This window comes from Uliginosibacterium sp. H1 (assembly GCF_036017065.1).
GTDB lineage: Bacteria > Pseudomonadota > Gammaproteobacteria > Burkholderiales > Rhodocyclaceae > Uliginosibacterium.
On record NZ_JAYXHR010000002.1, the window covers coordinates 1,401,743 to 1,415,540 of the forward strand.

The 13,798-nt window shown below is 66.1% G+C and carries 12 protein-coding genes; 4 read left to right on the forward strand and 8 right to left on the reverse strand.

Annotated elements, in window-relative coordinates:
* Nucleotides 1–153: 153 nt before the first annotated feature.
* Nucleotides 154–2,871, reverse strand: a complete 2,718-nt coding sequence (locus VVD47_RS16000; RefSeq protein WP_327604487.1) for a nitrate reductase — start codon at nt 2,869–2,871, stop codon at nt 154–156.
* Nucleotides 2,872–3,602: 731 nt separating this feature from the next.
* Between VVD47_RS16000 and ypfJ the strand changes: the two genes are divergently transcribed.
* Nucleotides 3,603–4,481 carry a KPN_02809 family neutral zinc metallopeptidase gene (ypfJ, locus tag VVD47_RS16005; protein ID WP_327604488.1) on the forward strand — a complete coding sequence of 293 codons (879 nt, stop codon included), beginning with the start codon at nt 3,603–3,605 and terminating at the stop codon, nt 4,479–4,481.
* A gap of 69 nt (nt 4,482–4,550) precedes the next feature.
* On the opposite strand, the gene tyrS is transcribed toward ypfJ, so the two are convergent.
* Nucleotides 4,551–5,759, reverse strand: a complete 1,209-nt coding sequence (gene tyrS / locus VVD47_RS16010) for a tyrosine--tRNA ligase (RefSeq protein ID WP_327604489.1) — start codon at nt 5,757–5,759, stop codon at nt 4,551–4,553.
* A gap of 154 nt (nt 5,760–5,913) precedes the next feature.
* On the opposite strand from tyrS, the gene VVD47_RS16015 reads away from it, so the two are divergent.
* On the forward strand, nt 5,914–7,143 hold the full coding sequence (locus VVD47_RS16015) for a M23 family metallopeptidase (protein WP_327604490.1): 1,230 nt from the start codon (nt 5,914–5,916) through the stop codon (nt 7,141–7,143).
* Nucleotides 7,140–8,234 (forward strand): anhydro-N-acetylmuramic acid kinase, encoded by a 1,095-nt coding sequence (locus VVD47_RS16020; RefSeq protein WP_327604491.1) that lies wholly within the window; start codon nt 7,140–7,142, stop codon nt 8,232–8,234. The genes VVD47_RS16015 and VVD47_RS16020 overlap by 4 nt, the downstream gene beginning before the upstream one ends.
* 70 nt (nt 8,235–8,304) lie before the next feature.
* Here the strand turns inward: VVD47_RS16020 and erpA are convergent, their stop codons facing one another.
* From erpA to rpsP, 5 genes are all read right to left on the reverse strand, one after another.
* Complete coding sequence (erpA, locus tag VVD47_RS16025) at nt 8,305–8,676, reverse strand: iron-sulfur cluster insertion protein ErpA (protein ID WP_443080992.1); 372 nt, start codon at nt 8,674–8,676, stop codon at nt 8,305–8,307.
* Between the two features lie 172 nt (nt 8,677–8,848).
* Nucleotides 8,849–9,253: a 50S ribosomal protein L19 gene (gene rplS, locus VVD47_RS16030; RefSeq protein WP_327604492.1), complete on the reverse strand. Its 405-nt coding sequence runs from the start codon at nt 9,251–9,253 to the stop codon at nt 8,849–8,851.
* A 95-nt stretch (nt 9,254–9,348) separates the two neighbouring features.
* Nucleotides 9,349–10,173, reverse strand: a complete 825-nt coding sequence (trmD, locus tag VVD47_RS16035; protein WP_443080993.1) for a tRNA (guanosine(37)-N1)-methyltransferase TrmD — start codon at nt 10,171–10,173, stop codon at nt 9,349–9,351.
* The gene (rimM, locus tag VVD47_RS16040; RefSeq protein ID WP_327604494.1) at nt 10,121–10,642 is read right to left on the reverse strand and encodes a ribosome maturation factor RimM; all 522 of its coding nucleotides are present in this window, start codon (nt 10,640–10,642) and stop codon (nt 10,121–10,123) included. Before rimM ends, trmD begins: the two co-directional genes overlap by 53 nt.
* Nucleotides 10,643–10,676: 34 nt before the next feature.
* The gene (gene rpsP / locus VVD47_RS16045; protein ID WP_327604495.1) at nt 10,677–10,934 is read right to left on the reverse strand and encodes a 30S ribosomal protein S16; all 258 of its coding nucleotides are present in this window, start codon (nt 10,932–10,934) and stop codon (nt 10,677–10,679) included.
* A 170-nt stretch (nt 10,935–11,104) separates the two neighbouring features.
* Here rpsP and VVD47_RS16050 point away from each other — a divergent pair, with 170 nt between their 5' ends.
* Complete coding sequence (locus tag VVD47_RS16050; protein WP_327604496.1) at nt 11,105–12,592, forward strand: hypothetical protein; 1,488 nt, start codon at nt 11,105–11,107, stop codon at nt 12,590–12,592.
* Here the strand turns inward: VVD47_RS16050 and VVD47_RS16055 are convergent.
* Nucleotides 12,580–13,788 carry a YihY family inner membrane protein gene (locus VVD47_RS16055; protein ID WP_327604497.1) on the reverse strand — a complete coding sequence of 403 codons (1,209 nt, stop codon included), beginning with the start codon at nt 13,786–13,788 and terminating at the stop codon, nt 12,580–12,582. The two genes, VVD47_RS16050 and VVD47_RS16055, sit on opposite strands and share 13 nt — an antisense overlap.
* Nucleotides 13,789–13,798 lie beyond the last annotated feature (10 nt).

Here is a 13,798-nt window from a genome sequence, read left to right on the forward strand (position 1 = left end):
GAGGGCGCCTGGCACTGCCCGGCGACCCTTTGCCGGGGATTTACCCCGAGACTACCGGGATTATGTTGCCACACAGGCGTCGATCTACTGCCCGGGTTATTGTCAAAAACGTGAAAATTGATACGAACGTCGGGGGTTGCCTGACAAGCGGCGCTAGACCTTGCAACTTGCCGCCAGCCGCTTCAGTTCCGGGATGCAGGAGCCGCAGTTCGTGCCGCATTTCAGGCGCCCCTGAACCTGCTCCAGCGATTCCCCGCCCTTGAAGCCGGCGAGGATGTCGGTCTCCGACACGTCGAAACAGTTGCAGACCACCTTGCCACGAGCCTGGGCACCGCCCGGCGGTTCGGACAGGGGCGCGAGCAGCCATTTGCGCGCTTCGGTCGCACTGTCTTCGCTGATCACCATGTTCTGCAGCCAGCCGGCGGCCCGGGTTTCCCCGGTGAGGCGTACGGCGGCCAGCTTGTCGCCGTCCAGCCTTGCGCGCTTGCCGATGTCCCGCCGCTGGTCGCGGTAGCTCAGCACCTGGGTGTCGTCGTCCAGGGCCAGGGCGGCGTCCACCTGTTCCAGCAATTCGGTGGAAAGCTGGTCCGCCTCGGCGCGAAGCACCACCACCGGCCTGTCGCGGCCGGCCAGCGTGAGGCTGCCCTGCGGCAAGGCCGCCAGGGCGGGGCGCAGTGCCTCCAGTGTGGCCAGCGCGTTGTCGCCGGGCACGCCCAGCGCCACCATGTGCTGGGTGGCCTTGTACTTTTCCACCTGCACGGCCGCGTGCTTGAGTTCCGGCTGCTTGGAATAGGGGTCGAAGTCCGGCACCGTCAGGGTGTTGATGCCGAAGCCGCTCATGGCGTTGGCGCCCCAGTGCATCGGCAGGAAGGCCTGCCCCGGGCGGACGGTGTCGGTGGCCATCACCTTGATGACGATGTCGCCGCGCCGGCTTTTCACGCGGGCGAGTTCGCCATCCTTCATGCCGCGGCGCTCGATGTCCGCCGGATTCAGGTGCAGCAGCGGCTCGCCTTCGTGTGCGTACAGGCGTGCGGTGAGACCGGTGCGGCTCATGCCGTGCCACTGGTCGCGCAGGCGGCCGGTGGTGAGGCGAAGCGGGAAGCGGGCGTTCACTTCTTCCGCGGTCGGCCGGTGCTCGGTGGCGACGAACTGGGCCTTGCCGGATTTCGTGGGAAACACGCCGTCGTCGTAGAGGCGGACTTTGCCCTGCGCGGCGCCCTCGGGGAAGGGCCACTGCTGCGGGCCCTGTTCTTCCAGCATCCGGTAGGACAGGCCGGTGATGTCGAGGTCGCGGCCGCGGGTGCTTTCGCGGTGCTCGTTCCACACCTGTTCTTCATGGGTGTAGGGGAACAGCTTTTCCGCCAGCGTGCCGTTGCAGAGGTCGCCCAGTCGTTGGCCGAGGCGGCGTGCGAAGTCGACGCCGATCTGCCAGTCGTGGCGCGCTTCGCCCGGAGCCGGTACGGCGGAACGCACCCGGGTGACGCGTCGTTCGGAGTTGGTGACGGTGCCGGTCTTCTCGCCCCAGGTGGTCGCGGGCAGCAGCACGTCGGCATAGCGTGCCGTCTCGGTGTGGCCGAAAGCCTCCTGCACGACGACCAGCTCGGCCTTCTGCAGGGCGGCGTGGATCATGGTCTGGTCCGGCATCGACTGCGCCGGGTTGGTACAGGCGATCCATACCGCTTTCACCTTGCCGTCGTTGATGGCGCGGAACAGCTCTACCGCCGAATAGCCGGGCTTGTCCGGCACGCTGGGCACGCCCCACAGCGCGGCGACTTCGGCGCGGTGCTCAGGGTTGGCCATGTCGCGGTGGGCGGAAATCAGATTGGCCAGGCCACCGACTTCGCGGCCACCCATGGCGTTGGGTTGGCCTGTCAGCGAGAAGGGGCCGGCGCCCGGGCGGCCGATCTGCTGCGTGGCGAGGTGCAGGTTGATCAGCGCCGCGTTGTTGTGCGTGCCATGGGTGCTCTGGTTGAGGCCCTGGCAATACATGGACAGCGTAGCCGGGCTGGTGGCGAACCACTCCGCGGCAGTCTCGATGTCCTGCTTGCGCAGACCGCAGATGCCGGCCGCCATGTCGGGCGTATAGGCACGCACCAGCTTGCGCAGGGCGTCGAAGCCCTCGGTGTGCGCGGCGATGTAATCGTCCTTCACCCAGCCTTCCCACAGCATGACGTGCAGCATCGCGTTGTACAGCGCGATGTCGGTGCCCGGCAGCAGCGGCAGGTGCAGGTCGGCCTGTTCCGCGGTGTCGGTGCGGCGCGGGTCCACCACGATCATCTTCATCGCCGGGTTGGCGGCACGCGCATCCTCGATGCGGCGGTAGACGATGGGGTGGGCGAAGGCGGTGTTGCTGCCAGAGATGAACAGGCAGTGCGTGGCCGGGATGTCGTCGTAGCAGGCCGGCGGCGCATCCGCGCCCAGCGTCTGCTTGTAGCCGGCCACTGCGCTGCTCATGCACAGGCGGGAATTGGTGTCGAGGTTGTTCGTCCCCAGCAGGCCCTTGGCCAGCTTGTTGTAGACGTAGTAGTCCTCGGTGAGGAACTGGCCCGACAGGTAGAACGCGACCGAGTCTGGCCCGTGTTCGCGGATGATCGCCGCGAAGCGGTCGGCGACGTGGTCCAGCGCATCATCCCAGCCAACGCGCTCCCGTTTCGCCGCGCGATCCGTGCGCAGCTCCGGATACAGGGCGCGCACGGCATGGGTGGCCGGCGTTGCGGTCAGGTGCAGGGTCGAGCCCTTGGTGCACAGGCGGCCGAAATTCGCAGGGTGATCGGGGTCGCCGCGCACACCGGTGATGTGCCCGTCTCGGTGTTCGATGATGACGCCGCAACCGACGCCGCAGTAACAACAGGTGGAACGCGTTTCAGCCATTAAAGCCTCCGTTGGCGGGAGTGCAGTAGCAACGGCTATGCCACCACATGCTTTTCATTCAAATGAAGGGCTTGCAACGCTGGTCCGGCGGTATACGAATATTCATATGGGCGATATGCACCACGCTGGAACAAGCCGGCACCGCGATCGCCCATGCACGGCGGTCGAGCACGACGCGTGCCGTGGTCCAGGCAGGGGGTGCTGAAGAATGGTACTGCCTGAGTTGCCGGATTATGCGAATTGCATCACCGCCGTTGCGTTGCAACAGTCGTCCGGATCTCCACGAGGGTCACGCAAGTACTTGTCACCAAAAACAAAAAATCCGCAGAAAATGAGTAGGGGTTTTCCTGTACGTGCAGTGCACCATCAAAAAGTTTTAAGTGAAAACCCTGCTTTTACCCTTTCCGGGGTGACGCAATCTGTCACAATGCGCGCCTCCACGGACGGCGTTCCGCGTCAGAGATGGCGCCAAGCCCACCCCGGGGGAGGTAGGAGACAAACAAGGCCGACCCAGCGTCAAAGGCCGTACATCAAAGAGCTGTACCCCGCATACGCGGGCGTTTCAGCCGATGGTCGCACTAGCAGCATCCGCAGCACGTGCCGGGCCCGAGCGGCCCGGCACTTCGAATTTCCCCCTCCTCAGTACCCCATCCCCTGTTTCATCAATCTGTCGCGGCCGCCTCGCGCAGCATTGCTATGCTTCCACCATCCGTGGAGGCCAAGGATCGATCATGCGTTTCGACGACGGGCAGGAAAGCAGCAACATCGAGGATCGCCGCAGCAGCGGTCGTGGCTTGCCGGTAGGAGGCCGCTCCATCGGCGTCGGCACCGTGGTGCTGGCACTGGTGGCCTGGTACTTCGGCATCGACCCCTCGGTGGTCATGCAGGGCGCCAGCATGCTGGACAACCAGCCGCCCGCCGTCCAGCAGGGGCAACAGGGCGTGCAGAACACCGGCAACGCCCAGGAAGACCAACTCGCGCGCTTCGTGTCGCTGGTCTTGCGCGACACCGAGCAGACCTGGCAGCAGATATTCGCCCAGGGCGGCAAGCAGTACGCGGACCCGAAGCTGGTGCTGTTCCGCGACGCCACGCAGACCGCCTGCGGTACCGGTCAGGCCGCGATGGGGCCGTTCTATTGTCCGGCCGACAGCAAGGTGTATCTGGATCTCGGCTTTTTTGAAGAGCTGCAGCGCCGTTTCCGCGCGCCGGGCGACTTCGCGCAGGCCTACGTGATCGCCCATGAGGTCGGCCACCATGTGCAGAACCTGCTGGGGATCTCCGAGCAGGTGCATCGCGCGCGCCAGCGCATGTCCGAAGCCGAGGGCAATGCCCTGTCGGTACGGCAGGAACTGCAGGCCGACTGTTTTGCGGGCGTGTGGGCGCACCACGCCAACGCGGCGCGACAGGTGCTGGAAAGCGGCGACGTGGCCGAGGCGCTGGCGGCTGCAACAGCCATCGGCGATGACACGCTGCAGCGGCAATCGCAGGGGCGCATCGTGCCGGAGAGCTTTACGCACGGCAGCAGTGAGCAGCGCGTGCGCTGGTTCCGCCGCGGCCTCGATGGCGGCAACGTGGAGCAGTGCAATACCTTCAAGGCCGCCAGCCTGTAACGGCTTGCCCGACGACCAGAAACGACAAAGGCACCCGCGGGTGCCTTTGTCGTTTGGTGGGCAGCCGCTTCAGTTACCGAGCGTGACGCGGGCGAACTTGCGCTTGCCTACCTGCAGCACGACGGTGGTACCGGCGTTGAAGATCCGTCCCTTGTCGCTGAGCTTTTCACCATCGGCACGTACACCGCCCTGGTCGATCATGCGGATCGCCTCCGAGGTGCTGGCAGTCAGGCCGGCAGCCTTCAGCAGGGCGGGGGCCGCGATGCCGGCGCCGGCTGCCAGCGTGAGTTCCGGAATCTCGTCCGGAATGCCGCCGCGGGAACGGTTCTGGAAGTCCGCCAACGCCGCTTCGGCCGCCGCCTGGCTGTGGAAGCGGGCGACGATTTCCTGCGCCAGCGCCACCTTGAGGTCGCGCGGGTTGCGCCCCGCCGCGATTTCCGCCTTGAAGCCGGCGATCTCGGCGGCCGGGCGGAAGGACAGCAGGTCGTAGTAGCGCCACATCAGCGTGTCCGAGATCGACATCAGCTTGCCGAACATGTCGTTGGCCGGGTCGGTGATGCCGACGTAGTTGCCCAGCGACTTGGACATCTTGTTAACACCGTCCAGACCTTCCAGCAACGGCATGGTCAGGATGGTCTGCGGCACCTGGCCGGCCTGTTGCTGCAGGTGGCGACCGACCAGCAGGTTGAATTTCTGGTCGGTACCGCCCAGCTCGACGTCTGCCTTCAGGGCCACCGAGTCGTAGCCCTGGGCCAGGGGGTACAGGAATTCGTGGATCGCGATCGGTTGGTTGCCGGCGAAACGCTTGGCAAAGTCATCCCGCTCCAGCATGCGCGCCACGGTGTACTGCGAGGCCAGGCGGATCATGCCCGCCGAGCCCAGTTCGTTCATCCAGGTGGAGTTGAAGACCACTTCGGTACGCGCCGGGTCGAGGATCTTGAACACCTGGTCCGCGTAGGTCTGCGCATTGGCCCGCACCTGCTCGGCGGTGAGCGGCGGGCGGGTGGCGTTCTTGCCGGACGGGTCGCCGATCTGCGCGGTGAAATCCCCGATCAGGAACAGCACCTGGTGCCCCAAGTCCTGGAAGTGGCGCAGCTTGTTCATCACGACCGTGTGGCCGAGGTGAAGGTCGGGGGCGGTCGGGTCCATACCGAGCTTGACCCGCAGCGGCTGGCCCTTCTTCAGCTTGTCGACCAGCTCGGACTCGACCAGCAGCTCCTCGCACCCGCGTTTGATGAGGGTCAGGGCTTCGTTACAGTCGCTTACGACTTCAGACATACGGCGTCCTGTGTAACTCACGAATTTTGTTAAACTTTCGCGCCTGCCAGCCGATAGCTGACCGATGCATTCTCAAGAAAAGCCCCGAATTCTAGCCTACCTCCGCAGTGCCTTCAGCGCCGCACACCCGGGCCGCCTGGCTCTGGTGGCAGGCGTGTCGCTGAGCGCCGCGGTGGTGGCCGTCGCCGTGCCGGGCACTGCGCCGACCCCGTTCCAGGTCAATCTGCTCGAGCAGTTGCCGATGCCGGCCATCGAGTACCTGGACGGCATGGACCAGCCCTTTGTGCGTGAAGGTAGCGTCGAGCGCGGCGATACCCTGGCCAGCCTGCTGGCACGTCTCGGCGTACAGGACCAGGACCTGAACCAGTTCGTGGCCGCTCATCCGGAAGCCCGGGCGCTGCTGCGCGCGCTGCGTCCCGGCGTGGCGGTCACCGTTACGACCACCCGTCTTGGCCGTCTGCTGTCGGTCTCGCTGCCGCAAAGCGGCGCGGACGGCCGCCTGCTGATCAGCCGCCAGGCCGGGCAGTTCGTGGTCAGCGATCAGCCGGCGCAACTGGAGTCGCGCGTGCGCATGGCCAGCGGCGAGATCCGTAGTTCGCTGTTCGCGGCGACGGACGGAATCGGCCTGCCGGACAGCGTGGCGACTTCGCTGGCCGACATCTTCGGCGCCAACATCGATTTCCATTCCGACCTGCGCCGTGGCGACCGCTTCAGCGTGGTGTACGAAATGCTCTACCACCAGGGTGCTGCGGTCCGTACGGGCCGCATCCTGGCCGCCGAGTTCGTCAACGACGGTCGTCGTTACAGCGCGGTGTGGTTCGTCGGTGCCGATGGCCGCGGCGAGTACTACAGCGCGGACGGCCGTCCGCTGCGCCAGGGCTTCCTGCGCTCGCCGCTTGAATTCTCGCGCGTGAGCTCCGGCTTCTCGATGCGTTTCCACCCGATCCTCAAGCAGTGGCGCGCTCACCGGGGCGTCGACTATGCCGCCCCCACCGGTACGCGTATCCGTGCCACCGCCGACGGCGTGGTGGACTTCATCGGCCGGCAGAACGGTTACGGCAATTTCATCGTGTTGCGTCACCAGGGCTCCTACACCACCGCCTACGCGCACATGAACGGGTTTGCCAAGGGCCTGCAACGTGGCAGTCGGGTGAGCCAGGGCGAGCTGATCGGCTACGTCGGTTCGACCGGTTGGGCCACCGGGCCGCACCTGCACTACGAATTCCGCGTGAATGGCGAGCAGAAGGACCCGATGCGCGTCGCGCTGCCGCAGTCTGCTCCGCTGATCGGTTCCCAATTGAGCGCTTTCCGCGAGCGTTCCGCCGGTGTCCTGGCCCAGCTTGCGCTGGCCGGCGCGCCGCAAGCCGTCGCTCTCCGCGATTGATCCCTGGCGAGCACTACATCGGCCTGATGTCCGGCACCAGTCTGGACGCGGTCGATGCCGTGCTCGCTGACTTTTCTGCCACACCCCGTCTCGTCGCCAGTCATTCGCTGGCAATTCCACCGTCTCTGCGCGAACGCCTGCTGGCACTGAACGCACCTGCGCATGACGAGCTGCGTGCTGCCATGGAGTCCAGCGTCGCGCTCGCCGACCTCTATGCGGAGGCCGTTCGCGGCTTGCTGGATGTGTCGGGCTTTACGGTGGATCGCATCGCCGCGATCGGCTGTCATGGTCAGACGGTGCGACACCGGCCGGAGGCCGGTTACACCCTGCAGCTGAACCAGCCTGCGCGGCTGGCCGAGCGTAGCGGCATCACCGTGGTGGCGGACTTCCGTAGCCGTGACGTGGCCGCTGGCGGACAAGGCGCGCCGCTCGTGCCGGCTTTCCATGATCGCGTGCTGCGCTCGCCGGACGAATCGCGCGTCATCCTGAATCTCGGCGGCATCGCCAACCTGACGCGACTTGCGCCCGGAGAGCCGGTCCTCGGTTTCGATACCGGACCCGCCAATGCCTTGCTCGACGGCTGGGCCGCCTGCCATCTGGGTCGCCCCTTCGATGCCGATGGCGACTGGGCTGCCGGCGGGCAGGTCGATGCCGCCTTGCTGGAGCGGCTGCTGGCACATCCCTTTTTTGTCGCGCCGGCACCCAAGAGCTGTGGGCGCGAAGAGTTTTCGCTGGACTGGGTGAAGGCGTCGTTGCGTGGCGCAGAGGCGCCGCAGGATGTACAGGCCACGCTGGCGGAATTGACCGCACGTTCGGTCGCGGAAGGAATTCGCCAGGCCGGGCCTTTGCCCGATCGCGTGCTGGTTTGCGGCGGTGGCGCACGCAACGCCGACCTCATGCGCCGTCTGGCTGCTGTGCTGCAACCTGCGGTGGTCACGACGACCGATTCGGTGGGCGTGCCCGGTGCCTGGCTGGAGGCTTTCGCCTTTGCATGGTTGGCGCGGCGCTGTCTGCATGGCGAGGCAGGCAACCTTCCTGCCGTGACGGGCGCGCGCGGACCGCGCGCGTTGGGCGCGATCTACCCGGCCTGAGCGAGATGGAGCACGTGGGTAAACGAAAACGGGGCGCCAGGGCGCCCCGTTCTTTTGCGGCTTCGTCGTCTCAGACGGAGAAGGACGATCCGCAGCCGCAGGTCGTGCTGGCGTTCGGGTTCCGGATCACGAACTGCGAGCCTTCCAGGCCATCGGTGTAGTCGATCTCTGCGCCGACCAGGTACTGGTAGCTCATCGCGTCGATCAGCAACGAGACACCGTTCTTTTCCATCACGGTGTCGTCTTCGTTGGCGATCTCGTCGAAGGTGAAGCCGTACTGGAAGCCGGAGCAGCCACCACCGGACACGAAGACGCGCAGCTTCAGGTCGGGGTTGCCTTCCTCGGCGATCAGTTCGGCCACCTTGCCGGCTGCGCTATCGGTAAACAGCAGCGGGAGCGGCATGGAAGTATCGGCGGTTACGGTTTCGGTCACGGCATTCATAGTGGTAACTCCTTGGACTTGCCTCGGCCAACATCAAAGCACTGGCCAAGGCTAGCGTCAACGCATTGCACAAATTGGACGGCGCTATCGGCACAAAGTTCGCCAGTCGCCCCGACCCTGGCCCCAAACGGCAACGCCCCGCAGAGCGGGGCGTTGCAGGGACCGGTAAGGCTTATTCCTGGGTTTCGGCAGCCGCCGCGGCCGGAGCGCTCTTGGCGCCACGGGCGGTAAGCTTTTCCTTGATACGGGCCGACTTGCCGGAACGCTCGCGCAGGTAGTACAGCTTGGCGCGGCGCACGTCACCACGGCGCTTCACCTCAATGCTGGCAACCAGCGGGGAATAGGTCTGGAAAGTACGTTCCACGCCTTCGCCCGACGAGATCTTGCGGACGATGAAGCTGGAGTTCAGGCCGCGGTTGCGCTTGGCAATCACCACGCCTTCGTAGGCCTGCAGACGTTCGCGGTTACCTTCCTTGACCTTCACCTGGACGATCACGGTGTCGCCGGGTGCGAAGTCGGGGATGGTCTTGCCCAGGCGGGCGATTTCTTCCTGTTCCAGTTGGGCGATCAGGTTCATGTGCGTTACTCCTTCATCAAAGTTTGGCCGGGTAAGCCCCGGACTTGCATGCCGAGCAGGTCGCCACCTGGGTGCATGCGTTTGTCACGCGAAGACTAGCTGCCGCCTTCGCCATTCTCCTGCCTGAACGCGTCAAGCAGTCTTGCTTCTTCCTTCGTCAGCGTCCGGCCTGCCAGCAGGTCCGGGCGCTTCTGCCAGGTTCTTCCCAGTGCCTGCTTCAGGCGCCAGCGGCGGATTTCCGCGTGGTTGCCCGACATCAGCACGGCTGGCACGGCGTCGCCGTCCCAGTCTTCCGGTCGCGTATAGTGCGGACAGTCCAGCAAGCCGGCGACGAAGGAATCCTCCACCGCCGAGTCCGCATCATTCAGTGCGCCCGGCAACAATCTCACCAGCGCATCGATCAGCAGCATGGCCGGCAGCTCGCCGCCGGACACCACGAAATCACCGATCGACACTTCTTCATCCACGCAGCGGTCGATGAGGCGTTGATCCACCCCCTCGTACCGCCCGCACAACAGCACCAGGCCGTCATGCTTCGCCAGTCGCGTCACGCCAGCGTGATCCAGCGGTGCGCCTTGCGGCGACAGATACACCACGCGAGGCGTAGCACCTTCCTGCAACTGCGCTGCCTTCGCCGCGGTGATCGACTGCGCCAGCGGTTCGCCCAGCATCACCATGCCAGGACCGCCACCGTAAGGCCGGTCATCCACCGTGCGATGCGGGTCGCTGGTGAAGTCGCGCGGATTCCAGCAGCGCAGCTTCCACAGGCCGCGCTCATGGGCGCGCCGGGAGATGCCGTGATCGCGGATCGCCGCGAACATCTCCGGGAACAGCGTGATCGCGTCGATGCGCAGGCTCACGGCCGTCCTACCAGTCCAGTTCCCACTCGACGACGATGCGCCGGCCGGCGATATCGACATCTTTCACATACGCGCCGACGAAGGGGATCAGGCGTTCCTGCCTGTTCTCGCCTTCACCGGCCACGATTTCCATCACGGCATGCGCGCCGGTTTCCACCAGGCTTGCCACCGTCCCCAGGGATTCTCCCTTGGGATTCTCGACGTTCAGGCCAACGAGATCGGCCCAGTAATACTCGTCCTTGTCCGGCGCTGGCAGGGCTTCACGCGGTGCGGCCACGTACTGGCCGGTCAGGGCCTCGGCGCCGTTGCGGTCTTCGATGCCATCGAAGGCCACCACCAGTCCCTTGCCATGCGCACGGCAGCCGCGCAGCTTGTGCGCCTGCCAGCCTGATGCCTCGGTCGCGGAATCGTCCGCTGAGAGCCACCAGATCGGCATCTTCCGCCAGGACAGCGGGTCGTCCCCGAAGGGATGAACCTTTACCCAGCCCTGAATGCCGAAAGGGGCGACGATGCGCCCCAGAACAATCATTGCCGGCTTGTACTGCTCAGATCGCGACTGCAGCTCAGGCCGCAGCGGCGCTCTTGGCTTGTTGCTTGACCAGACGCTCGACCGTCGGGGAGAGCTTGGCGCCGTTCTGTTGCCAGTAGCTCAGACGTTCGGCGTTCACCGACAGCGTGACTTCGGCGCCAGCGGCGACCGGGTTGTAGAAACCCACGCGCTCGATGAAGCGGCCGTCACGACGGTTGCGCGAATCAGCGGCGACGATGTTGTAGAACGGACGCTTCTTAGCGCCGCCACGAGCGAGACGAATGACAACCATGTCAGTATCCTGAGTCGGAATACGAAAAGCCCAGCATTCTATCGGGGGAGGACGTCAATAGCAAGCCTCCTTGAAAACCCGTCCCGGTGGCTGCCGGACGGGCTGCGCAGAATCGGGCGCATGAAATAGAATCGGCCCTCGACCCCCACCCCCATACCCCAAGCGCCCCCATGTCAGTCACCTCCACCAGGAATGATGTCGTCGGCGACGTCATCGACTGGCTTACCTCGCAGCCCACGCCCGACCTCGATGCCGAGTCGCGGGCGCTTGCTGCCAAGCTGGCGGCGCTGGCCACGCCAGGGGTGACCAGCGCGCAGTTCCATCGCTGTATCGAACTCTTCTACAGCCGGGCCTTGCAACTGTCCGGCGAAGTGCGGCGCGAGTTGCGCACCGAGAAGCTCCCGCTTGAAACGGATCGCCTGCAATCGGTCCGTCTCCTCGCCGATTCGTTGTTCCGCGTCGCGGTGGGTTTCGTCCGCGTCCTGTCGGACGCACGCCAGGGGGCGATCCGCAGCCAGCGCCGCCTGAACGAGACGGCTTCCGCGCGTGCCCTGCGCATCCTCACCGAACATTTCCTCGTCATCAATCTGGCGGGGACCGAGCCGGCTCCCGAGATGTGGGCGACGGCTTACCAGCTCTACCTGCTGTCGCGCATGGAGGCGGACCCCAGCCTGCCCCCGGGCAGCCCCGCCGAAACCGCGTTGTTCGCCTACAAGCGCCTGCTGGCGCTGCCGACCGTGGCGCCGCGCAGCCTGTCGCCGGCCGAGCTGGACTGGGCGGCGGAATATCTCACCCGCATAAGCGGCCAGGCGCACGTGCAGGCCGAAAAGCCGCAGTCGCTGGAAGGCGGCTGGTACTGGATCGATCCGGACGAAGGCGCCGAGCCGCAAGCGTGTTCGCGTCGCGAGCCGCCTTCGCGCAACGGCCTGTTGTTCTTCTCCACGCAGCCACTGGCCCGTCGTGCCGCGGAAGCGCTGGCTCGCCACGAAGGTGGGCGCGGCGGCCCGGAGCTGGAGCCGAGCGAACTGTATCCGGGCGTGCAGCCGGTTTCGCTGTTGCAGCGCCTGCGCCAGCGCTGGTCGGCGCCGGCCAAGCGCGAGCAGCCGCGCCGTCGGCAGGAGTATGAAGTCGACGTGTGCGTCGGCCTGCAGGCGATCTGGGAAGTGCTGCGCGGCCGTCGCGACCCGGCCGAGGTGATGTCGCACTGGAAGGTGCAGAACGAAAGCCCGGGCGGTATCGCCATCCTGCATGTCAGCGGCTTGACCGGCGGCATCATGGCGGGCTCGGTGCTGTGCCTGCGTGCGTCGCCGGGCGAGGCCTGGAGCCTGTGCCTGGTGCGCTGGATGCGCACCGACAAGCCTGGCCATGTGGAGCTGGGCCTGCAGATCGTGTCCAAGGGCGCGATCCCCGTGCAGGTCGGTTTCCGTGGCAACGACCGGCAGAACCCGATGGTGGATGCGCTGGTGCTGCCGGTGCTGCCGGCCTTGCGCAAGCACCAGGCGGTGCTCGCTCCGTCCGGCACGTACACCTCGCGCCGCTTCCTGCTGATCTCGGATGTCGACCGGCTCTACGTCGCGCAGGGACGCCTGCTCAGCCTGGACATGCAGACCTCCAGCGTCGAGCTGTTCCAGTTCGAGATCGATCCCTACCCGATCTGAGCTTCGTCGAGCTGGACCACCGGGACGTCCAGCGCGCCGCGCAGGCGCAGTACGAGCGGATCGTCGAGCATGTCGCGCGGCTCCGCCTCCAGCAGGAAGTAACTCGTCAGTTCTCCCAGCGTGAGGCGGTCCCCCGCCGCGCACAGCAGCCAGTCGCCGTCCTCGGTGCGGGTGGCGACCCCGCCTTCGGCAAGCCGCAACAGCATGCCTTCCACGCTGCCCACCGTCTGGCCACAGGCAGTGGCGAGCGCATCCAGCGTGGACGTCTTGCCGGCATGCTGGGCACGGGTCAGCGCGCGTACCAGCAGGAGCCCGGCGCGGAAACGTCCCAGCGGCGTGTCCGGCAGCAGGCGGCGGCGCGCCAGGAAGTCCGGCAGGCTGGCGGCCACGGTGGCGCCGAGCAGGATTGCGCACCATGAGGCATACAACCACAGCAGGAAGATCGGCAGGACCGAGAAGGTGCCGTAGATCAGCGTGAAGTTGGGCAGGCGCGCGAGATACAGGCCGAACAGGCGCTGGACCAGCATCGTGCCCAGGCCCGCGATCAGGCCGCCGGCGATGCTGTGCCAGAGGTTGAGGCGCCGGTTCGGCACCGCGTGGAAGAGGTAGGCAAACAGCGCCGACATCAGGCCGGCCGTGCCGAGGGTGAATGCGAAGCCGCGCACCCAGCTGGGCCCGTCGATGGCGCCGACCGAGGCCTTCACCACGTACACCATGGCGAACACGCCGAGCGCGAACACCAGTGGTCCCAGCGTCAGCACCACCCAGTAGGTCGGCAGGGTCACGTACCAGCGGCGTGGCTGCGGAATGTTCCAGATGGCATTGAGCGTGCGGTCCACCGTCTGCAGCAGCATGACCGCGGTGATCAGCAACAGCGCGGTGCCGAGCACGGTCAGGTTCGAGGCCTTCTGGCTGAACTGCAGCGCATAGGTGGTGATGACCTTGCCGGCGCGGTCGGGCAGCAGGTTGCGCACGAGGAAGTTGCGCGCCTCCACGCCGATGCTGGAGAAGCCGTCGAACTGGCTGGTCACCAGCAGCACCACCGTCACCAGCGGCACCAGCGACAGCAGCGTGGTGAACGTCAGGCTGCCGGCGATCTGCATGCCGCGCGTGTCGCGGAAACGCGCCAGCACCATCTGCACGAATTCGAGGACGGTGTGTTGGCGCCAATGCTGGGCACGCGCAGACAGGTTCATGAACGGCGGG